The following is a 20461-nucleotide window of genomic DNA, read 5'->3' on the forward strand; positions in this document are numbered from 1 at the left end:
TCTAAAGGCATCGAACATGGAAATCAGTGCAGAACAGCAAAGATAGGATTTTAACGTGACTACCAGTATGAACCAGCAGCTAGAAACAAGTTTATCTCAGCGTCTAAAAACGGAAACATCGACTGAACATGATCGTATGGAACAGTTAATGGAGCAGGCGAAGGTTTTTGAAAACCAAAGTAATTATGCACGTTTTACGTTATCCCAGTACTACTTCCAAAAGGATGTTGAACATTTATATGCACATCCAGATGTGGTTCAAATTATCCCTGATTTAGATGTTCGTGGTCGTTCAGATGCGGCATTACTGGACTTAAAAGATTTGGGACTAGAGCCACAGTCCACCCGCATTGCAACAGATGGGGTCAGCTTTCCTCAAGCTTTGGGTTGGATTTATGTGTCTGAAGGTTCGACTTTAGGTGCAGCATTTTTATTTAAAGCGGCACAGCACCAATTTGGTTTTACTGCGGACTTTGCAGCGCGTAATTTGGCTGCATATCCAGAAGGTCGAGCAGTGGTTTGGAAACGCTTTAAGCAAGCTATGGATGATGCAAACTTTAGTCAAGAGCAGCAGGATCAAGTGATTGAAGGGGCGATGCAAGGCTTTTCCCGTTTTGGTCAATTGTTAGCAGACTTGGAACAGTTGAGATAAGAGGGAAATATGCAAAATACCGAGTTAAGCTTAATATCTAAATCCAAAGATGAGTCAGAAGCACATCTTGCAAAATCGATTTGGGTACGTTGGTTGTGTATTGGGCTGGCTTGGATTTGTTTATGTATTGGGACTTTAGGGATTATTATTCCTGGTTTACCCACCTTTGACTTTTATTTTTTAGCGACTCTATTTGCAGCCAAAGGTTCTGCACGATTGCATCGATGGATCGTTCAAAATCGGTTGATTGGACCCATTTTACAGCAGTGGAAAGAGCATAAAACCCTACCAACAAAAGCGAAATTTTTTTCGCTATTCAGTATGAGCCTTGCTGCGGGGCTCATGCTTTGGAAAGTACCTCATCCTTATTTTGTTGGTATTACTATTTTGCTCATGGTCGCTGTCCAAATTTGGATTTGATGGAAAAAATAATCTGAGCGGGAAAAATCAATAGGTACAGAGAAGTCTCAGCACGGCTTCATTTGCTGATTCGGTATAAAAAACTAAATTTTAATAAAAATAATCAGTTTTAAATCAATAAAAAAAAGATGGTTTTTATTTTTATCTTATTGAATGGATTATTCTTTTATTAAAGAGCGTTGCAACTTACAGCTTCTGCCATACTTGATTTTCATCATCAAAAGACACCGTAAAATTAAAACGAGAGTCCGCTGTTACCAAATAACCTGTAGGTGTTTTCATGAGAACTTTGAGCACAGTGCCTTCTTCAAAGTTAATGGGTGGAAAGTCTTCTTTTGTCAGTGTGAGTGGTTTGATCAGTTCAAGTACTAGGGTTTCCATGTCATAGATCCAATAGTTTTTAATGAAAAGATAGTAGCATGAAGTCATTTTAAAATGTGCAAACTTCATTCTTTTATACATAAAATCAACAAGTAATCGTATGGTTGTCAGAGAAATACCGTCATTGCACTCGCTTTAAATCCTAAGCAATTTTTCAGTTTGAAACCCAAAAGTTATAAGCAATAAAATATTACTTTAAATCTGAGGCAAAGCCCGTTCGTATTTTCATAAGTTATTGAAATAATTTATTTTGATTGTGATGTGACTGATCAAGTCGGAAAATAATGTCCTGAGCTCTTGTGAAGGGGCATACAAATCAAATAACGTATAACCCAATAAGGATAAGTAAAGTGTACAAACTTGCTGTAATGCGATTGTACTAAATTAAGAAATAAGGATTAGTATGCACGGATTGCATACCTGAAACATAAAAGGGATATATATCGTTCATGTTTAAGTCATTTTTCCCAAACCCTAGATGGTTCTTCATTTCGGTATTACTTTGGTCGGTGATCAATGTCGTACTGTGGTACACAGGGGGAAATACATGGGGAAGCGCCATAGGTTGGCCGCAAGGTTATGCAACGGCTGAATTAGCTATTGGGGTAAGCCGTTTTTGGTCTCCATCTTTTCTGTGGTTCTATCTCTGGTTTTTTATAGCGACAACACTCTTTGCCTTATTTTGGCGTTTTGTCTCAGACAATAAATGGCAACGCTGGTCGATTTGGGGGTCCGCATTTATTCTGTTTAAAATCTGGTTTGGTGTACAGGTCAGTGTTGTTGTAAATGCTTGGTATAACCCTTTTTATGACTTGATCCAAGAAATGTTGAGTAATGGGGGCGGTGATGTGAACCAACTTTATAAAGGTATTTTAACTTTTATTTATGTTGCGATGGTTTACGTTACATTTGCTGTTATAAATTTATTTTTTGTGAGCCATTATGTGTTCCGTTGGCGCACTGCGATGAATGACTATTACACTTCAAATTGGAATAAGTTAAGGCACATTGAAGGGGCATCGCAACGTATTCAAGAAGATACCATGCGCTTTGCAAGAACTTTAGAAGGTTTAGGGGTCAGCTTGATTGAAGCGTTAATGACGTTGATTGCCTTTTTGCCAGTGTTGTTTAGTCTGTCGAGCCATGTAAAGGCAATTCCAATTGTGGGGGCTATTCCATATGCTTTGGTTTGGGCTGCTATAAGTTGGGCTTTATTAGGAACGCTCATTTTAGTATTGGTTGGTTATAAATTACCTGGTTTAGAATTTAATAATCAAAAAGTCGAAGCAGCCTATCGTAAAGAGTTGGTGTATGGAGAAGACCATGCAGACCGTGCACAACCTGCCACACTAAAAGAATTATTCAGTGGTGTACGTAAAAACTATTTCCGACTGTATTTTCATTATGCATATTTTAATTTAGTACGAATATGGTATATGCAGTTAGATAATATTTATGGGCTATTTGTACTTTTCCCTAGTATTGCAGCAGGGCTAGTGACTTTAGGTTTACTCACACAGATTTTGAATGTTTTTGGCAAAGTTAGGGAGTCATTTCAGTATTTGATTGCATCATGGCCAACCATTATCGAACTGCTCTCAATTTATAAGCGTCTGAAAGCTTTTGAATCGACTTTGGATGACTAAATATTTTTGATGTATCTCACCTGCCTTTCACGGCAGGTTCTTTATGTGCTCAAGCATCATTTTGTCTGTAACTTTTGTTGTATGGGTCAAACTAAATTTATGAAATGTTGTTGAGGTTGTCATAAAACAAAGCAAAATGATGTGTGTGTCGATCTAAAATAAATAATAAAAACAGTTGTTTAAGTTTGTTATTTTATGTGCTTTCCGTTAATGTTTTTATGCGGGTGTTTAAGAGTAAAGTCGTAGTGAATTATAAAATTTTATGTGTATTTGGGGTTTTGGGGAGTGTGTTGCAGGGCTGTACCAGTCTGGGAAATATAGCACAAGCACCTTTTACAAATATTGCATCACCACAAGAACTAATCGTAGAACGAAAAATTAATGATGCCGATAAAAACAGCAAAGAATACGTGTATCACACGGTAGGCGTAAAAAATGAAAAAGATATCGAGACGTTATACCCACGGAGCATGTTTAGTCAGTATTGCCAAGCACATGACGGCCGTTTTACTCAGACACAAAAAAGTAGTTTCACCTTAGTGAAAGATCCGTGGGCGAAAAAGTTACTTCGCACCTATAACAGTTTAAAACAGGGCACGGGGACTTTTCGTTGCCAACTCAATAATGGTGAACAGTGGCTGGTGAGTATTGAGGCATTGTCTGAACGCAAACTGCCTAATTCAAATGATACTCGTGTGGTGAGTCTACAAAGCAAAGTACTGACTGAGCCAGCACCACGGAGTATGACCCCTATTACACTAAGCAAAAAAGCGGTGACGAAGGCACCTGCGATCAAGGCAGAGGTGAAGAAAGAGGAAGAAAGCAAAAAAGAAGTAGAGCCTAAAAAAGAAAATAAAGTGGAAGTACCACCTAAAGTCGCCAAAGCTGTAGAAACACCGCAGCAGCAACAGGCCAAACTCTATGTGGCTGCACGCCGTGATATTAACAGTGGGCGCAACCAAGTCGCTGCCTGTAACAGTGCACAACGCGCATATAACTATGGTCGTTTGCCGGGGTCGGATGCCTCAAATGTCTATACCGAATCGGGCATATTAGTTGCACGTTGTTTAACGGGTATTCCAAGTTATAGCAGTCGTTTTTCCAACCCTAAAGGGCAGGCAAAATATGTTTTGCAGAACTTAGCCAAAAACCATAACCACACAGGTGCTAAAAATATGCTCAAGCAAATGAAGTAAGATTTTCGGCTGTTTGCGGCAGAACTTCATGTGAGCACCTCAACCAAAGGAATAACATCATGAGTAATGTGCAAACACCAGCCACATATTTTACTGCGCCTTTGCTAGATCAGACCGTGCAAGAAATAGGCGTTGATATTTCAGCTAAGCCTTATTTTTACAACAATGACGGAACGCCTGAGTATTTAGCCGATGTATCAACTGGTATTGAACTGATTCAAGTATCCTCAACCAACGCCCATATGAGTATGGGATATGTTTATGATGTACCCAAAGAAATTGCGACGATCCAAACCCATTGGGGAGAGCAGACTCAGTTAGCATTCGCGGGAAACTCTTTTGAGTTTATGCCACTCAAAGCCACGCCTGAAACAGTTGCTGCATTTGGTATGACTTTGGTGAAAGCTGGACAGGCGATAGAGGTGCAGGCTACGCAGAAAAAGTTGTCTCAAATTGAATATCAATATGGTATGTTGGCCGGTCATTTTTTCCCTTATGACCCAACTCAAATTAATCTAGACGCAAAAACCTTATATCCCTTTGTCGTCACAGACTTAGAGCATCACGACTTTCCGCATGTTTTTGCTTCGACCGATCCAAATCAATTGCCTTTGGTGATCTCAGCAGGACGATATTTTCCAAAAGACCGAAAAATTTACTTGGCTGACTTGTGGGTGGAGCATGGCGACGCGCTTTATATTCCCGAAATGCCGAAGCAAGTTGCTCCTGAATTTATCGATTTACACAATAACCGTAATGCGGCTTTAGCGTGTTGGAAGGGTGAAAGTAGTCAGTCTACGATTCATATGCATACTTTGCTTGACCCCAAAGGTTATTTCTATTGGTTTTGGAATGCATGCCCGACCATACACCCACAGCTTGCTGCCTTTGAAACTGCTGAGTTGGATAGGGAAATCGCTTGAATTGAGCAGTTTAATTTTTTTCTCCAACTACACGGTAATTTTACAGTTCCATAACAGGCTGATTGACGGGCTTTGTGATACAAAGAATGCAATTGTTGATTGGAGTTGAGTTTATGTCACAGCCTGTTTTAAGCGTTTTACGAGGTCGGTCTTCTGTTCTTTTTCGTCATGCTTTTTTGGCAGCAGCATTGTGTGGTTCAGTCCAAGTTGCAACGGCCAGTACCACAGTCGACCAACTGAGTAATTGTTTGGTGAAGTCAACGACAGCAACAGATAAAACCACTGTGTTGCAGTGGACGTTTGCGGCATTGGCTGCACATCCAGATCTGAAGGTGTATAGCAATGTCACCGATGCACAGCGTACACAGCTAGATAAAAACTTAGCACAAGTATTACAACGCATTTTGGTGGAGCAATGTTCAGCGCAGACCAAAGCAGTGATTCAAGCCGAAGGCTTACAAGCGGTTGGAGATAGTTTTCAGGAACTTGGACAGATTACGGGTGAGGAAATTTTAAAGAACCCTGAAGTGAAAGGGCAGTTGCAAGGTGTGCTGCGCTATGTGGATTTGAATAAATTGGTTACGACTTTTTTAACCCCAGAAATTTGGAATAAGTTGGGTGTGACGAGGTAGTTTAATCGATTAAAATATTTGAAAATTATGAATAGTGAGAGTGATTTATAAACTGAATCGAAAGCATTAATGTTATAAAAAAGTCATTAAAAAAGCTCCTTGACTCGAAGGAGCTTTTTTATTTTTGAATCTAAAAAGATGATAAACCATGCCATAAAAGATTCACTTGAGGAACAACACAATTAAATCGTCACAGTCGCTCCTAAAGCTTGAATAAACTGTGCCATCCAAGCAGGGTGTGCAGGCCAAGCAGGCGCTGTGATCAAGTGCCCATCAGTTACAGCTTCCGTCACTTCAATGTTCGCATAAGTGCCGCCTGCAAGTTTCACTTCGGCTGCGCACGCAGGGTAAGCTGAACAAGTACGGCCTTTGAGTATATCGGCTGCTGCAAGAATTTGTGCACCATGACAAACTGCTGCAATAGGTTTTTTCGCAGCATCAAACTCACGTACGATCTCAAGGATACGTTCATTCATGCGTAAATATTCGGGCGCACGACCACCGGGAATAACTAAACCGACATAGTCCGCAGTGCGTACCGCTTCAAAGTTGTAGTTGATGGCAAAGTTATGACCACGTTTTTCACTATAGGTTTGCTCGCCTTCAAAGTCATGAATGGCTGTGGCGATGCTTTCTCCTTCATTTTTATCGGGGCAGACTGCGTGTACGGTATAACCGAGACCTGTTAAAAACTGAAAAGGCACCATAGTTTCATAGTCCTCAGCATAGTCACCCACGAGCATTAAAATTTGTTTTGACATCTTTAAACCCTCTTTATTGTTTGTACATATTTATGTTCAATTTTGATCTAAATTAGCACAGTTCAGATGGCATTTTTAAGTCATTCAGTGCTCTTTAGTCGTATAGATGAAGTCATTTTTTATAAAAAAGCCCCAAGTAATTGAGGCGTTTTAACTGTCTGTAAAAGCGTGTTAAATCAATCAGTTTACATATTCATGGATATGTAATTTATTATGCTGACATGTTAATAGTCCAATGTGCAAGCCTTGCCCTGATATTCATAACGGTTGACATCATATTTTTGACCATTCCAGCGGTAAACAGCAAAACAAAATCCAGGGCCGCCATTTTCTATATCTGGCCAGCCGTCTTTTACTTTGGTTTTTAGAAAAGTAGGGATGCCCATGTTTTCAAAAATGAGTTTCCAATTTCCAGTTTTTTGCTGAGCAACGATATGGTAGCCGACACCTGTGTTGCCATAGCACATAGTACTGTAGTCTGAAATAACTGCGTCTTTTAGACCGTCACCATTGAGGTCTTTGTATGTGGTGATTTCACCTGTGTCACAGCTACCTTCCCAGCCATGTTTTGTTTTTGAAAAGCCAGCGGCTTTAAAGATTTGACTGGCTTCTTTGGTTGAGATATTGGGTTTGGTTTCTGCAAAGGTAGTGGTGCTGAGAACGGCAAGGGTAGAAAGTATAAGGATGGTAGTTTTCATTTTTGTCCTTTGGTATTTTGAAAATGCTGACTGTTTTAAAGTATTAGAATTAGTTTAGTGTAGTGGTTTTTCGGGAATTAGATAGGTAGTTTTAGCTATACGAAGCAGAGTTTTGAATTTTTAAATACCTCTCCCTAACCCTCTCCTTAAAAAGGAGAGGGAACTAAGCGTATCAATTTGATCACGTGATTTTGAATGTGTTCGTGATGTAGACTTTATGTTTGATTATTAAGAAAAATTTACTTGGAAAATGTTCAAATATGGTTAAATTATAAAGGCACTACATTTTTGAGATAAAGATATGCGTTTATATGTGCAAGATGAAAAAGATGGAAAAAAAATATATTTGAATTACAAAGTTAGAAACAGGGGAGAGTTACAGAAAATAGTTGGATCTGAAAAATTTAAACTAAATGGTAATGTTTATAAAGTTAAGGCTGTAAGGGCTGAAATGGATCAAAATGCATTTAAGGTTGCAGCAGGGATTGGTGGTTTAATTGGAGTATTGGGTGGCGTTCCAGGTGTTCTTGCAGGGGCTATAATTGGTGGAGTGGTTGGGGGCGCACAATTAGAAACTGAAAAGAAAAATGTAGAGAGTTTTAATGCAAGCAATTAATAAAAAAAATTTTGATATCAAAGGATTTGGTATACTTGCATGTGTATTACTCGTAGCTTTAATAATTGCTAAATTTGGTGATCTGAATACTATCTATAAAACTTTAGCCTCGGATAATACGAAATATTTTTTTGGTTGGACAACGGGAATAGCTATTTTTCTAGAAGCTGTTCTAATAAGGAAAACAATCAATTGGGATTTTGACTTTAATGTAGTTAGTCAACTGGTATTCCAAATTGCTACTTATGTGGCAGTTGTAACATCGAGTTTAACTTTAATTAAAGGTGTTTGTGGTCAACTTTTTTTCGAACAAGATTTTTTTAAAGATTTAGGAATAGTTGATTTAGGAGTAATTGGCTTAGTATCTGGTTATTTGTTTATTAAATTTTTTCTAGACGTATTTAATATTTATATAAATATTTTTTATAATTCAAATTGTGAAAATATTGAACCAGTCAATGACTAAAAGAAAACCCGCTCTAAAGCGGGTTTTTCATCGTTTAGATCAGCCAATATTTCTACATTAACTTGTGCAGGTTGAGTTCATATTAGGCGTTTTATGAGTTTACAGAACAAGCACCTACTAACGGATTTTTCCCAATTTGAATAAGTAATATCAATAACTACAGTAATTCTACTTTTCTTGGAATAGTTAATTTTAAGATTCTTTTTGCTTTCTCTTTAGTTTAATACCCATTGGTAATTCAACAATTTCCCAATCAGTGAGTAAGCTGATAGCAATAGTTCCTCCTATCGCTACTACTAAAGCAACAATGGCCGATGTTGATATAGCAGCAGTAGGAGCAATTGCTGTGACTGCCATGGCACCTAATGGACCAGTTGTTGCTATCAGTGGAATAGCTGCTATCAGGCCAGCAACGGCAAAAGGTCCAAGTTTTAAAACATAATTTAAAGCTTTTATTTGAGTAATTAATTTTTCATCATTAATAATAATTTCAAGTTCTTGACTTTGGATAGCTTGTTTTAACTCTTTAGCGTTATCAACTTTCATAAGTGTATCCTGATTTGACAAAATTTAAAAAAACCTCGCATTAAGCGAGGTTTTTATAGCATAAAATCAGTAAATTAGCGATTATATCAACCAATCAATTTCTTCATCAACTCATTCACTTGAGCAGGGTTAGCTTTACCCTTAGATGCTTTCATCACTTGACCCACTAGACCATTGAAAGCTTTCTCTTTACCAGATTTAAATTCTTCAACCATCTTCTCATTGGCAGCAAGAACGTCTTTAATAATCGCTTCAATCGCGCCTGTATCAGTTTCCTGTTTCAAGCCTTTTTCCGCAATAATTTCGTCCGCAGTTTTGCCTTCATCCCACATAAAGCCGAATACTTGCTTCGCAATCTTGCCGCTAATGGTGTTATCCACGATACGTGCAACCATGCCGCCCAGTTTTTCAGCAGAAACAGGAGAGTCTGCGAGTTCTAAACCTGCTTTGTTTAAAGCACCAGAGAACTCGCCCATCACCCAGTTTGCAGACACTTTACCTTGTGCAGCACCGCCAGCAGCAGCCACAACCACTTCATAAAAGTCTGACATTTCACGGGTCAGTGTCAATACATGCGCATCGTACTCAGTGACACCAAAGTCCGCTACGAAACGCTCACGACGTGCTGCAGGAAGTTCAGGCAATGCAGCACGAGCCGTTTCAATTTGCGCATCTGAAATAATCACAGGCAACAGGTCAGGGTCTGGGAAGTAGCGATAGTCGTTCGCTTCTTCTTTCGAACGCATTGAACGTGTTTCCATCTTCACAGGGTCGAATAGACGCGTTTCTTGGTCAATCGTACCATCCCATTCCAAAATTTCCATTTGGCGTTCAATTTCAACATTGATCGCTTGTTCAATGAAACGGAATGAGTTGAGGTTTTTCAACTCGCAACGTGTACCGAACGGTTGACCCGGACGACGTAACGACACGTTACAGTCTGCACGGAATGAACCTTCCGCCATGTTACCGTCAGAAATACCCAACCAACGCACTAAAGTGTGAATCGACTTGATATAAGCCACCGCTTCTTCAACCGAACGCATATCGGGTTCAGACACGATTTCAAGTAAAGGTGTACCTGCACGGTTTAAGTCGATGCCTGACATACCTTCAAACTGGTCATGGATGGATTTACCTGCATCTTCCTCAAGGTGGGCACGCGTTACGCCAATGCGCTTTACCGTACCATCTTCAAGTTGAATGTCGATATGACCCAAGCCTACAATCGGGTTATCCATCTGGCTAATTTGGTAGCCTTTTGGAGAGTCAGGGTAGAAGTAGTTTTTACGTGCAAACACAGACGCTTGGTCAATGTAAGCATCAATACCCAAACCAAAGCGAATGGCTAAATCGACCACTTCTTTGTTTAATACAGGCAGTACACCCGGCATCGCTAAGTCAACAAGGCTGGCTTGCGTGTTTGGGTCTTGACCAAATTCAGTCGAAGAACCTGAGAAGATTTTAGATTGGGTCGCCAACTGAGTGTGAATCTCGATCCCAATAACGACTTCCCAACCATCAATCAATAACGATTTTGGTTTCTTTTGAGCTTGAGCCATTATGCATTCTCCTCAGCAATTGCCGCACGTTTCGTATGCCAATCCGTCGCTTGTTGGTACTGATGTACCACAGACAACAGTTGAGATTCTGACCAATAGTTACCAATCAGCTGTAAGCCCACAGGTAAGTTGTCTTTGTCAAAACCAACAGGTGCGTTAATCGCAGGAAGACCCGCAAGGTTAACTGCGATGGTGTAAATGTCGCCCAAGTACATTTCAACTGGAGACAGATTCGCACCAATTTTATAAGCCGTGGTTGGAGCAGCAGGTGCAGCAATCACATCAACCGATTCAAACGCTTTTAAGAAGTCTTGTTGAATCAGACGACGGACTTTTTGAGCTTTCACGTAGTACGCATCGTAGTAACCTGCAGACAACGCATACGTACCAATCAAGATACGACGTTGCACTTCTGCACCAAAACCTTCAGAACGTGAACGTTTGTATAAGTCCATCAGGTCAACAGGGTTCTCTGCACGGTAGCCATAACGTACGCCATCGTAACGAGACAAGTTTGATGATGCTTCAGCAGGCGCAATCAAGTAATAGGTCGGAACATAAGCTTCAGTCATGTTGAGATCAATCTCAACCAAGGTCGCGCCCATGTCTTCTAACTTTTTCAATGATTCTTCAACGCGTGCTTTTACGTCTGCGTCTAAACCAGCGACATTGAAGTATTGCTTTGGAATACCAATACGTAGACCTTGAACCGCTGTGCCATTTAGGTTCGCCACATAGTCATCAACGTCTTTTTCAACGGATGTTGAGTCTTTTGCGTCATGACCTGCCATCACATTCATGAGGTAGGCACAGTCTTCAGCCGAACGTGCCATTGGCCCGCCTTGATCCAGCGATGATGCATACGCAATCATACCGAAGCGCGAGACACGGCCATAAGTTGGCTTAAGACCCGTTAAGCCACAGAACGATGCAGGTTGGCGAATTGAACCACCTGTGTCTGTACCTGTGGCAAATGGAGCAAGGTCCGCTGCAACCGCTGCCGCAGACCCACCTGAAGAACCACCTGGTACATGACCTAAGTTCCAAGGGTTTGCTGTAGCGCCGTAGAATGAATTCTCAGAGGTTGAACCCATTGCAAATTCGTCCATGTTCACTTTACCTAAAGTGACTAGACCAGCGGCTTTACCTTTCGCTACAACGGTAGCGTCGTAAGGAGAGATAAAGTTATCCAACATTTTTGAGCCCGCAGTGGTTTTAATGCCTTGGGTGCAAAAAATGTCTTTGTGTGCAATTGGCACACCTGTCAATGCGGTTGCTGTGCCTGCTTTAATTGCAGCATCGGCAGCATCGGCTTGTGCAAGCGCTTGTTCTGCAGTCACGGTTACATAAGATTTAACTTGTGTATCCAGTTTTGCAATGCGCTTTAAATAATGTTCAGTCAGTTCGCGAGATGAAAATTTAGCCCCAGCTAAACCCTCAGAGAGTTCACGAATCGATAAGCGATGTAAATCTGTCATGAGAAATGTCTTTACGTTAATTTTTACAAAATAATGGTTTAACTGAATAGAAATTATTCAATCACGCGAGGAACTAGGTACAAACCGTCTTGCACTTGCGGTGCAATGGCTTGATATTCATCACGATGATTGGTTTCTGAAACCACATCTTCACGTAAGGGTTGTGGGTGATCAAATGGGCTTTTAAGCGGCTCAACACCATCGGTGTCGATGCCTTTTAAGGTTTCCATCATGCCTAAAATTTTATTTAGACTTTGAGCATATTCAGCAGATTGCGTATCATCTAGCGACAATCGAGCAAGATTGGCGATTGCTGAAACTGTTTGTGCATTTAAATCTGCAGAATGCTGTGCATCCGATGTAGACATAACATCACCTGAGTCAGTATTAAAAAATTTCAAAATATCGTGCGTTATAATAAGCGATTGACTTGTTCAAATCATCACATTTAGTTAAAGTTGCCACCTTGCGTCCACATAAAGTTTAATCGAGAACGTCTCCGTGATTCTAAAAAGACTAATTGGCTTGTTTTCGCCCGATCTAGCCATTGATTTAGGTACAGCAAATACACTTATTTATGCACCAGGACGAGGCATTATATTAAATGAACCGACAGTTGTGGCAATTCGTCACAGTGGTTCACAAAAAATCGTTGCCGCGGTAGGTCTTGATGCAAAGCAAATGCTGGGCCGTACACCTGCAAATATCTCTGCCATTCGTCCAATGAAGGATGGTGTGATTGCCGATTTTGAAGTGACCGAAACTATGCTGAACCAATTTATTGGTAAAGTACATGAAAAACGTCTGTTCCCACCAGCACCTCGTGTTGTGGTGTGTGTGCCTTGCAAATCAACTTTGGTTGAACGTCGTGCTATTCGTGAAGCTGTATTTAATGCAGGCGCGCGTGATGTTCGTTTGATTGAAGAGCCAATGGCTGCTGCAATTGGTGCGGGTATGCCAGTTGAACAAGCATGCGGCTCTATGGTGGTCGATGTTGGTGGTGGTACAACTGAAATTGCGATTATTTCGCTTCAAGGTTGTGTCTATGCTGACTCACTACGTATTGGTGGTGATGTATTTGATGAACAAATCATTAACTACGTACGTAAAGCACATGGTTGCGTGATTGGTGAAACCACCGCTGAAATTATCAAGAAAGAAGTGGGTATGGCTTTACCAGAAGCGGATGCCAAAGCACTTTAAATTGAAGTTCGCGGCCGTAACCTTGCTGAAGGTGTGCCACGTGCGATCACTGTGACTTCGGACGAAATTACGCAAGCGATTTCTGATCCATTACAAAGTATTGTTTCAGCTGTGAAATCTGCACTTGAGCAAACGCCTCCTGAGCTGTCTTCAGACATCGCTGAGCGCGGTATAGTGTTGACCGGTGGTGGTGCATTACTGCGTAACCTCGATAAACTTCTTGCGCAAGAAACAGGCTTACCTGTGGTGGTTGCAGAAGATCCTCTAACTTGTGTCACTCGTGGTGGTGGCAAAGTTTTAGAATTCTTCGATAATCCAAATCACGACATGTTATTTGTAGGCTAATAAAGGAATCGGCGGGTGCAAACAAATCTGTTTTCCAGACAACCGCCATCTTTTCGCTCATTTATCATTGCAGTGATCACATGCTTGGTCGTGCTGTTTTTTAACTGGCGCATGCCGCATGTGATTCAACCTGCAAGAGATGTCTTGTACGCCGCTTATAATCCAATTTATGCCGTAGCAAGTTATCCCGTGTTATCGCGAGAGTGGCTGAATCAACAAACCAAGTCTGAAGCTCAATTGCGCCGTGAAAATACCGCGATGCAAGCCGAGTTATTGCAGGCGCAGGTGCGTTTACAAAAATTATCTGAATTATCTGCGGAAAATACGCGTTTACGTGGTCTGTTAGATACCCCGTTGATCATTGATGGTCGTATGGAAATTGCAGAAGTCATTGGGACAGATGCCGATCCACTACGTCATATTATTGTGGTAAACCGTGGTGCTAACAGTCAGTTAAAGGTAGGGCAAACCGTGCTCGATGACAAAGGTATTATGGGACAGATTATTAATGTCTATCCGCATAGTAGTCGCGTCATGTTGCTTTCAGATAAAGAACATTCTCTTTCGGTTCGCTTAGAGCGATCTGGAATGCGTGCCATTGTTTCAGGGACTGGAGATTTGGGTCATTTGAAAATGGAATACGTGCCGACCAGTGCCGAAATCAAAGTGGGTGAAAAAGTGTATAGCTCTGGTTTAGGTGAGCATTTTCCAGCAGGTTATCTGGTGGGCACCATTTCAAAAATCAGTCGTCATAATTCAGGCGAGTTTGCTCAAATTGATGTTGTTCCTGCTGCACAGTTAGCGGGTGGGCATCATGTCGTTGTGTTATTTTCCGATTCTTTAGCGATGGAGCAACCGCATGCCGATCGCTAAACTTCGTGCTGCCAAACAGCGTGACCCGTTATTTCCGATCATTTTTTCGGTGATCATTGCTTCAGTGTTAATGGTTTATCCTTTGTCTTATGCGCTCTCTGGCTGGCGTCCACTGTTTATGATGATGGTGATGCTGTTTTGGGTGCTATGCCAGCCGACATGGAGTGGGATTTGGTTTGCCTTTGCAGTCGGGATTTTCACCGATTTACTGCTCGATGCACCTTTGGGCTTAAACGCGCTCAGCTTTGTCCTGATTACATTTGTGTCCCGTTTTTTAACGCGGGAACGTCGAATTATGACCTTTGCCAATATTTGGGTCATCGCTACCTTGGCTGTGATCGCGCATCTGTTTATTACGTGGATCGCACAAATTATGATTGGGGCACAGTTTTCCCTTGCACGTCATTGGCAACCGCTGTTGAGTAGTGTGCTGACTTTCCCGATGGTCTATTTCATCTTGAAGAAATGGCGCGTTTAATTTTAGCGTCCGGTTCGCCCCGTCGCCGAGAGCTGCTTGAACAGCTCGGTCTAGTCTTTGATATCTATAGTCCAGATATTGATGAATCTGTACAAGCAGGCGAGTCGGTAGCCGATTATGTAGAGCGACTGGCATGCGCCAAAGCTAAGGCAGTACAGCTTCAATATCCTGATGCAATTGTGATTGCTGCCGATACCAGTTTAGGGGTCGATCAAGAGATTTTAGGCAAACCAGAATCTAAGCAGCATGCATTTGAAATGTGGGGAAAAATTTCTGGCCGTAAGCATGATGTATATACTGCAGTTTGTGTCCGTACAAATACGCAAATTTCAAGTATAGTAGTTCGTACTGAAGTCGAATTTCAGCATTTAAGCCCGAATGATATGGAAGCATATTGGGCTACATCTGAACCCATTGGTAAGGCGGGAGCCTACGCCATACAAGGCATTGCAGCACGTTATATTCCACGCATAGAGGGAAGCTATAGCAATGTCGTGGGGCTACCGTTGCATGAAACGGTACAGTTATTACAGGCAGTTAAGGCACTAAATTAACTGTCTCAAAAGATTTTTTATAATGTTTTGAGTTTGTTATGTCTGACGAGTTATTAATTAACGTCACGCCTATGGAATGTCGCGTCGCGTTAATTGAAAACGGCACGGTCAATGAATTATTTATTGAGCGTACGGTGAAACGTGGTTTAGTGGGCAATATTTATAAAGGTAAAGTGGTGCGTGTTCTTCCGGGAATGCAGGCTGCTTTTGTCGATATTGGACTGTCACGAACTGCTTTTTTACATATTAATGATATGGTTTGGTCACGTAATCAACCCACACCCAATGTTTTTGAGCTCTTACAGCCGGGACAAATTCTTACTGTTCAAGTCATGAAAGATATGCTGGGAACCAAAGGGGCTCGGCTTTCAACCGACCTTTCCATTCCTTCGCGTTATTTAGTGATGATGCCTTATGGCAATCATACGGGTGTGTCTCAACGTATTGAGTCTGAAGCTGAGCGTGATCGTTTACGTTCGATGATTGAGCGTATTCAAGCGGAACATAAACTTCCGGGTTCAGTGATTGTTCGTACAGCTGCTGATGGGATTGCGGAAGCTGCTATTGCACAAGATATGGCTTATTTGGCAAAACTTTGGGAATTTATTCAGCGCAAGCAAATCAGTATTGCGGTGCCATCGTTAATTTTTGAAGAACTGCCTTTACCCCAGCGCATTATTCGCGATCTTGCGAGTGAAAAGACCGCTAAAATTTCAGTCGACTCGCGTGAAATTCATGGCAAGCTCCAAGAATTCGTAGAAGAATTTGTCCCGAATATCAAAGAACGTCTCATTCACTATCCGGGTGAGCGCCCAATTTTTGATTTGTATAATGTCGAAGAAGACATTCAAAGAGCCTTACAGACGCGTGTTGCGCTGAAGTCCGGTGGTTATTTGATGATTGACCAGACTGAAGCTATGACCACCATTGATGTCAATACAGGCTCATATGTAGGTGGCCGCTCTTTAGAAGACACCGTGTTTAAAACTAATATGGAAGCGACACAGGTTATTGCGCGTCAGCTGAGACTACGCAATTTAGGCGGTATTATTATTATCGACTTTATTGACATGCAAGAGCAGGAGCATCGAACTGAGGTCATGACTCAGTTTGAACGGATGCTTGAGCAGGACCATGCAAAAACCAAAATTACACAGGTTTCTGAGTTAGGTTTGGTCGAAATGACGCGTAAACGTACGCGTGAATCATTAGAGCACTTATTATGTGAATCTTGTCCGACCTGTCAGGGACGGGGTTATGTGAAAACAGCTGAGTCTGTATGTTACGAAATCTTTCGAGAAATTATGAGATATACACGTGCGTATCAATCTCAGACTGGCTTTACTGTCGTTGCGCATCCATCCGTGATTGACCGCTTGTTAACCGCAGAAGCGCCAGCAGTCGCGGATTTAGAGCATTTCATTGGTCGTGTGATTAAATTTAAGGTGGAAAATTTATATACGCAAGAGCAATACGATATCATTCTGAGCTGAAATTGTAACAATATATGGTTAAATAGTTGTTACAACTGAAATTTTACTTTCGATCTTAGATTTTTAATACTAGAAACACGGAAATAGCCAAAGCTTATTCTCCCAAATAGGTTTAGCAAATGAGGTGTGATATGGGTGTTAGAGAAGCAATTATTCAACCTAGTTTGAAACATTTATTAGATACGAAAGTAACGCATAATGCGTATATTGTGGATGATCAGGGTAAAGAAGTACAAATTACAACTGCCATGATTCGTACTGCGTGTCACCAATTATTAAAACAATGTCGTAGCATTAAAAACTAAGGGGCTTATCGAAGCCCCTTAGTTTTATTGATTATTCTTGTATTTCTGATTCGTTTTGCGGCATCAACTGACCGCTTGCAACTTTGGGCCTTCGACCCCTACAATCGCCTCAAAGCGTTGAATCTCTTCTTCTAAATGTGTAAGTAGATTCTGCATCTTCGGTAGGGCATTTCGACAAGCCGTCAAACCAACTTCAAGTTTATCTAAATAACTGGTCATAGTGATGTTGAGTGCCTGACCATCTAAAATGATTGAGGCAGGGTATAGCGCATCGAGTCGTGCCCCATTCCAATACAATGGCTCACGTGGGCCAGGGACATTCGAAATTACCAAATTAAACGCTTGGCGTTTAGGCAGTAAGCCTGAGGCAATGTTGAGCCCAGCTGCACTATAAACAAAGGCACTATAGTTCAAAATTTGGTTTGAATTCATGCGTTTAAATTTTTCTTTGGCATTTTGCACACTACGACGAACAATTGCGAGGCGCTCTAATGGATCTTCTTTATGCGTGCCTAAATTTGCCAAAATCATGGTGATGCGATTTGACATAGATGAATCGTCATCGCGAACCGATGCAGGTACCATGGCAATTAAAGGCTTTTTAGGAAGTGCGTCTTGGGACAATAAATATTCACGCAAGGCACCTGAACAAATCGCCAGTACGATGTCATTAATCGTGACACCCAAACTTTTAGAAATATGACGTAAACGGTCAAACTCAAAAGACTGTGCTGCAAAACGGCGGGAGGAGCTAACCCTCTGGTTAAGAATAGAGCTGGGTGCTTGGAAGCTTGAAACATAATCAGGATTACGTCCCATATCTTTCATGACTGTTTGTGACAACTCATACATGACACGTGGCGTCGACTCGAGTTGTCCCATTACGCCATTCATAATTTTCTTAAAGCGACTGACATTAGCTTCTTTTAAGCGTTTTGCACGAGGGCCTTCAACACACCAAGGTGGCACAATACTCTTTGCGTTTGGATCTTGTGATAATGATTTTTCCACCAAACGCATACCCGCGATACCATCCACCATCGCATGGTGAATTTTGAAGTACATCGCAAAACGATTCCCTTCAATCCCTTCAATGATATGACAGGTCCATAACGGTTTAGCGCGGTCAATTAAACTACTGTGTTCCTGTGAAATATAGGTGAGCAGTTCAAGAATACGCCCCGGTTGTGGGAGTGCGATATGACGAAAATGGTGATCAAGATCAAACTCTTCATCTTCATCCCAAAATAAGCCGTTGAGTTTGTTGTTAAATGGAGGAATAGGAATAGATTTGGAGTTACGAATATCTGCAACTAAATTTTGAATGAAGCTGGCAGGTGCATTTTCAGGGATTTGGAATAAGAATAATCCACCGACATGCATGGGTTGCTGGCGTTTTTCAAGTGATAAAAAAATAAAGTCAATCGGATGTAATGGACGCATAGTCTGGATTGCCTCACTGCAATATCTGACCGCTCCTATATGAGCAATCTTGTTAGAATTATAGAACTTAAACCTAGTATATCGATTTTTTTTAACAATGGGAGCGCTTTGTGTGTATCCATTGGTTGCGAAAAACCACTGCTTTGCAGTGGTTTTAGTCTTTACTTTTTCAAATTACCTGCATGCAGACCACATTCTTTGTGAGTCGCTTCCTCCCACCACCAACGTCCTTCACGTTCATGTTGGTTTGGTAACACTGGACGCGTACATGGTTCACAGCCAATAGAAATAAAACCGCGCTCATGCAATGGATTATAAGGTACCTCCATCATGCGGATGTAACTCCACACATCGGCACTTGACCAGTTGGCAAGGGGATTGTATTTAATTAACTGTTTACCTTCGCCTGAAAACCCCACATCTGCTTGAACAACTGGAATTTCAGTTCGTGTGCCGGGACTTTGGTCTTTACGTTGACCAGTAATCCAACCATCTAAAGTCGCCAATTTTTTACGTAAAGGCTGAACTTTACGGATACCACAACACTCTTTATGATCATCTTGATAAAAGCTGAATAAACCTTTTTCATTGACCAGTTGTTGAACGGCATCTGCTTCTGGGAAACAGATTTCGATATTAATGTTGTAGTGTTTACGCACAGTCTCGATAAATTGATAGGTTTCTGCATGTAAACGTCCAGTGTCTAAGCTAAAGACACGAAAGGGTTTACCTAAGTTAGCAGCCATATCAATAAGTACGACATCTTCTGCACCTGAAAACGAGATGGCAATTTCACCTGTTTGATTTAGTGCAAGTGCTAAAATTTCACTTGGCGATTTGTCTGCATATTCAGCTGCGAGAGCATCAACAAGATCAATAGTTGGAATGGTTGTCATGAGTATCCTGGCAATAGGCTTGGAATCTAACAAGACCTATATTACGTTATTTGCTGCGTATTTTAATAGAGTTGAAATAAGCTACTTATCACTAAAAAATAAATGCTTATGAAAAAAATAGATTTAAAAAACAACAATGCATTAGACAAATATTAAGCTATGATAGTTCAAAATTTTTCCACGTAAATAAAAGGGAGTATTCATGGAAGTTGTTTGCCTAGATCTAGAAGGGGTGTTAGTTCCAGAGATTTGGATTAACTTTGCTAAAAAAACAGGCATTAAAGCGCTTGAAGCAACCACACGTGATATTCCTGATTATGATGTGCTTATGACGCAGCGTTTGAATATATTAAAAGAACATGGTTTAGGTTTAAATGATATTCAAGAAGTGATTGCTGAAATGGGACCATTTCCGGGCGCAAAAGAATTTGTTGAATGGTTACGTACACACTTTCAGCTGATTATTTTATCAGATACTTTCTACGAGTTTGCGCATCCTTTAATGAAACAACTGGGCTGGCCAACGATTTTTTGCCATAAGTTAGAAACTGATGAAAAGGGTATGATTACAGCGTATAAGCTGCGCCAACCTGACCAAAAACGTGAAGCAGTTAAAGGATTGCATGGACTAAATTACCGTGTGATAGCCGCAGGTGATTCTTATAATGACACCACAATGTTAGGTGAAGCAGATAAAGGCTTTTTGTTTGATGCACCAGAAAATGTGATTAAAGAATTCCCACAATTCCCTGCAATTCATGGTTATGAAGCTTTAAAAGAGGCAATTCGTAATGCTTCAGTTCGTGATATTCCAGCTTAAAAAACAGCTATATCTACGAAAACAAAAAGGCGCATCTCAATAGATGCGCCTTTTTTATTGAGTATGATGCTATG

The 20461-nt window shown here is 41.0% G+C and carries 23 protein-coding genes and 1 pseudogene; 15 read left to right on the plus strand and 9 right to left on the minus strand.

Features of this window, described 5'->3' with window-relative positions; all coding sequences use genetic code 11:
* Positions 1–55 precede the first annotated feature (55 nt).
* Entirely contained in the window at positions 56–652 is a 597-nt protein-coding gene (locus WH214_RS08055; protein ID WP_445206359.1) for a biliverdin-producing heme oxygenase, read from the plus strand.
* Between the two features lie 9 nt (positions 653–661).
* Positions 662–1072: a YbaN family protein gene (locus WH214_RS08060; protein WP_339421507.1), complete on the plus strand. Its 411-nt coding sequence runs from the start codon at positions 662–664 to the stop codon at positions 1070–1072.
* A gap of 186 nt (positions 1073–1258) precedes the next feature.
* Here WH214_RS08060 and WH214_RS08065 read toward each other — a convergent pair whose 3' ends face one another.
* Positions 1259–1453 (minus strand): hypothetical protein, encoded by a 195-nt coding sequence (locus WH214_RS08065; protein WP_004694700.1) that lies wholly within the window; start codon positions 1451–1453, stop codon positions 1259–1261.
* Positions 1454–1902: 449 nt separating this feature from the next.
* Here WH214_RS08065 and sbmA point away from each other — a divergent pair, with 449 nt between their 5' ends.
* From sbmA to WH214_RS08085, 4 genes are all read left to right on the plus strand, one after another.
* Positions 1903–3099, plus strand: a complete 1197-nt coding sequence (sbmA, locus tag WH214_RS08070) for a peptide antibiotic transporter SbmA (RefSeq protein ID WP_339993160.1) — start codon at positions 1903–1905, stop codon at positions 3097–3099.
* A 143-nt stretch (positions 3100–3242) separates the two neighbouring features.
* Positions 3243–4295, plus strand: coding sequence for a hypothetical protein (locus tag WH214_RS08075; protein ID WP_339421506.1), 1053 nt, complete (start codon positions 3243–3245; stop codon positions 4293–4295).
* Positions 4296–4354: 59 nt separating this feature from the next.
* A complete protein-coding gene (locus WH214_RS08080) occupies positions 4355–5218 on the plus strand; it encodes a hypothetical protein (protein WP_339421505.1) in 864 nt (287 codons plus the stop codon).
* Positions 5219–5331: 113 nt separating this feature from the next.
* Positions 5332–5850: a hypothetical protein gene (locus WH214_RS08085; protein WP_005399999.1), complete on the plus strand. Its 519-nt coding sequence runs from the start codon at positions 5332–5334 to the stop codon at positions 5848–5850.
* 182 nt (positions 5851–6032) lie between these two features.
* Here the strand turns inward: WH214_RS08085 and WH214_RS08090 are convergent, their stop codons facing one another.
* Together WH214_RS08090 and WH214_RS08095 are read right to left on the minus strand one after the other, a co-directional pair.
* A complete protein-coding gene (locus WH214_RS08090) occupies positions 6033–6611 on the minus strand; it encodes a DJ-1/PfpI family protein (protein ID WP_339421504.1) in 579 nt (192 codons plus the stop codon).
* Positions 6612–6835: 224 nt separating this feature from the next.
* Positions 6836–7309: a hypothetical protein gene (locus tag WH214_RS08095; protein WP_339993163.1), complete on the minus strand. Its 474-nt coding sequence runs from the start codon at positions 7307–7309 to the stop codon at positions 6836–6838.
* A 301-nt stretch (positions 7310–7610) separates the two neighbouring features.
* Between WH214_RS08095 and WH214_RS08100 the strand changes: the two genes are divergently transcribed.
* A complete protein-coding gene (locus WH214_RS08100; RefSeq protein WP_339421502.1) occupies positions 7611–7925 on the plus strand; it encodes a hypothetical protein in 315 nt (104 codons plus the stop codon).
* Entirely contained in the window at positions 7912–8391 is a 480-nt protein-coding gene (locus tag WH214_RS08105) for a hypothetical protein (RefSeq protein ID WP_339421501.1), read from the plus strand. Before WH214_RS08100 ends, WH214_RS08105 begins: the two co-directional genes overlap by 14 nt.
* A 192-nt stretch (positions 8392–8583) precedes the next feature.
* Here the strand turns inward: WH214_RS08105 and WH214_RS08110 are convergent, their stop codons facing one another.
* From WH214_RS08110 to gatC, 4 genes are all read right to left on the minus strand, one after another.
* Positions 8584–8937, minus strand: a complete 354-nt coding sequence (locus WH214_RS08110) for a hypothetical protein (RefSeq protein ID WP_339421500.1) — start codon at positions 8935–8937, stop codon at positions 8584–8586.
* Between the two features lie 86 nt (positions 8938–9023).
* Entirely contained in the window at positions 9024–10499 is a 1476-nt protein-coding gene (gatB, locus tag WH214_RS08115) for an Asp-tRNA(Asn)/Glu-tRNA(Gln) amidotransferase subunit GatB (protein ID WP_168158417.1), read from the minus strand.
* Positions 10499–11977, minus strand: coding sequence for an Asp-tRNA(Asn)/Glu-tRNA(Gln) amidotransferase subunit GatA (gene gatA / locus WH214_RS08120; RefSeq protein ID WP_004981342.1), 1479 nt, complete (start codon positions 11975–11977; stop codon positions 10499–10501). The genes gatB and gatA overlap by 1 nt, the downstream gene beginning before the upstream one ends.
* Before the next feature lie 53 nt (positions 11978–12030).
* A complete protein-coding gene (gene gatC / locus WH214_RS08125) occupies positions 12031–12345 on the minus strand; it encodes an Asp-tRNA(Asn)/Glu-tRNA(Gln) amidotransferase subunit GatC (RefSeq protein WP_004694671.1) in 315 nt (104 codons plus the stop codon).
* 133 nt (positions 12346–12478) lie between these two features.
* On the opposite strand from gatC, the pseudogene WH214_RS08130 reads away from it, so the two are divergent.
* The 6 genes and pseudogenes from WH214_RS08130 (at position 12479) to WH214_RS08155 (ending at position 17228) form a co-directional block, all read left to right on the plus strand.
* Positions 12479–13525: pseudogene (locus tag WH214_RS08130) on the plus strand (rod shape-determining protein).
* A gap of 15 nt (positions 13526–13540) precedes the next feature.
* Positions 13541–14398: a rod shape-determining protein MreC gene (gene mreC / locus WH214_RS08135; protein WP_004694667.1), complete on the plus strand. Its 858-nt coding sequence runs from the start codon at positions 13541–13543 to the stop codon at positions 14396–14398.
* A complete protein-coding gene (gene mreD / locus WH214_RS08140; RefSeq protein WP_058952196.1) occupies positions 14385–14876 on the plus strand; it encodes a rod shape-determining protein MreD in 492 nt (163 codons plus the stop codon). The genes mreC and mreD overlap by 14 nt, the downstream gene beginning before the upstream one ends.
* On the plus strand, positions 14864–15430 hold the full coding sequence (locus WH214_RS08145; protein ID WP_339421499.1) for a Maf family nucleotide pyrophosphatase: 567 nt from the start codon (positions 14864–14866) through the stop codon (positions 15428–15430). Before mreD ends, WH214_RS08145 begins: the two co-directional genes overlap by 13 nt.
* Before the next feature lie 38 nt (positions 15431–15468).
* Positions 15469–16923 (plus strand): ribonuclease G, encoded by a 1455-nt coding sequence (gene rng / locus WH214_RS08150; RefSeq protein ID WP_339993167.1) that lies wholly within the window; start codon positions 15469–15471, stop codon positions 16921–16923.
* 131 nt (positions 16924–17054) lie between these two features.
* The gene (locus tag WH214_RS08155; RefSeq protein WP_004981331.1) at positions 17055–17228 is read left to right on the plus strand and encodes a PA1571 family protein; all 174 of its coding nucleotides are present in this window, start codon (positions 17055–17057) and stop codon (positions 17226–17228) included.
* Between the two features lie 63 nt (positions 17229–17291).
* Here the strand turns inward: WH214_RS08155 and WH214_RS08160 are convergent, their stop codons facing one another.
* Positions 17292–18671 carry a WS/DGAT/MGAT family O-acyltransferase gene (locus tag WH214_RS08160; RefSeq protein ID WP_010326169.1) on the minus strand — a complete coding sequence of 460 codons (1380 nt, stop codon included), beginning with the start codon at positions 18669–18671 and terminating at the stop codon, positions 17292–17294.
* A gap of 161 nt (positions 18672–18832) precedes the next feature.
* Positions 18833–19567 (minus strand): phosphoadenylyl-sulfate reductase, encoded by a 735-nt coding sequence (locus WH214_RS08165; RefSeq protein ID WP_004694654.1) that lies wholly within the window; start codon positions 19565–19567, stop codon positions 18833–18835.
* A 202-nt stretch (positions 19568–19769) separates the two neighbouring features.
* Between WH214_RS08165 and thrH the strand changes: the two genes are divergently transcribed.
* Positions 19770–20387 carry a bifunctional phosphoserine phosphatase/homoserine phosphotransferase ThrH gene (gene thrH, locus WH214_RS08170; protein WP_078426022.1) on the plus strand — a complete coding sequence of 206 codons (618 nt, stop codon included), beginning with the start codon at positions 19770–19772 and terminating at the stop codon, positions 20385–20387.
* The last annotated feature ends 74 nt before the right edge of the window (positions 20388–20461 follow it).

It is taken from the genome of Acinetobacter sp. MYb191 (genome assembly GCF_037572605.1).
In the GTDB taxonomy this organism is placed as follows: Bacteria; Pseudomonadota; Gammaproteobacteria; order Pseudomonadales; family Moraxellaceae; genus Acinetobacter; species Acinetobacter johnsonii.

Coding starts and splice junctions, on each gene's coding strand:
- WH214_RS08080 (WP_339421505.1), top strand. CDS start 4,355: ATGAGTAATGTGCAAACACCAGCCACATATTTTACTGCGCCTTTGCTA.
- WH214_RS08110 (WP_339421500.1), bottom strand. CDS start 8,937: ATGAAAGTTGATAACGCTAAAGAGTTAAAACAAGCTATCCAAAGTCAA.
- WH214_RS08105 (WP_339421501.1), top strand. CDS start 7,912: ATGCAAGCAATTAATAAAAAAAATTTTGATATCAAAGGATTTGGTATA.
- gatC (WP_004694671.1), bottom strand. CDS start 12,345: ATGTCTACATCGGATGCACAGCATTCTGCAGATTTAAATGCACAAACA.
- gatB (WP_168158417.1), bottom strand. CDS start 10,499: ATGGCTCAAGCTCAAAAGAAACCAAAATCGTTATTGATTGATGGTTGG.
- WH214_RS08160 (WP_010326169.1), bottom strand. CDS start 18,671: ATGCGTCCATTACATCCGATTGACTTTATTTTTTTATCACTTGAAAAA.
- rng (WP_339993167.1), top strand. CDS start 15,469: ATGTCTGACGAGTTATTAATTAACGTCACGCCTATGGAATGTCGCGTC.
- WH214_RS08155 (WP_004981331.1), top strand. CDS start 17,055: ATGGGTGTTAGAGAAGCAATTATTCAACCTAGTTTGAAACATTTATTA.
- WH214_RS08090 (WP_339421504.1), bottom strand. CDS start 6,611: ATGTCAAAACAAATTTTAATGCTCGTGGGTGACTATGCTGAGGACTAT.
- WH214_RS08145 (WP_339421499.1), top strand. CDS start 14,864: ATGGCGCGTTTAATTTTAGCGTCCGGTTCGCCCCGTCGCCGAGAGCTG.
- WH214_RS08165 (WP_004694654.1), bottom strand. CDS start 19,567: ATGACAACCATTCCAACTATTGATCTTGTTGATGCTCTCGCAGCTGAA.
- WH214_RS08085 (WP_005399999.1), top strand. CDS start 5,332: ATGTCACAGCCTGTTTTAAGCGTTTTACGAGGTCGGTCTTCTGTTCTT.
- WH214_RS08065 (WP_004694700.1), bottom strand. CDS start 1,453: ATGGAAACCCTAGTACTTGAACTGATCAAACCACTCACACTGACAAAA.
- thrH (WP_078426022.1), top strand. CDS start 19,770: ATGGAAGTTGTTTGCCTAGATCTAGAAGGGGTGTTAGTTCCAGAGATT.
- WH214_RS08100 (WP_339421502.1), top strand. CDS start 7,611: ATGCGTTTATATGTGCAAGATGAAAAAGATGGAAAAAAAATATATTTG.
- WH214_RS08060 (WP_339421507.1), top strand. CDS start 662: ATGCAAAATACCGAGTTAAGCTTAATATCTAAATCCAAAGATGAGTCA.
- mreD (WP_058952196.1), top strand. CDS start 14,385: ATGCCGATCGCTAAACTTCGTGCTGCCAAACAGCGTGACCCGTTATTT.
- WH214_RS08095 (WP_339993163.1), bottom strand. CDS start 7,309: ATGAAAACTACCATCCTTATACTTTCTACCCTTGCCGTTCTCAGCACC.
- sbmA (WP_339993160.1), top strand. CDS start 1,903: ATGTTTAAGTCATTTTTCCCAAACCCTAGATGGTTCTTCATTTCGGTA.
- gatA (WP_004981342.1), bottom strand. CDS start 11,977: ATGACAGATTTACATCGCTTATCGATTCGTGAACTCTCTGAGGGTTTA.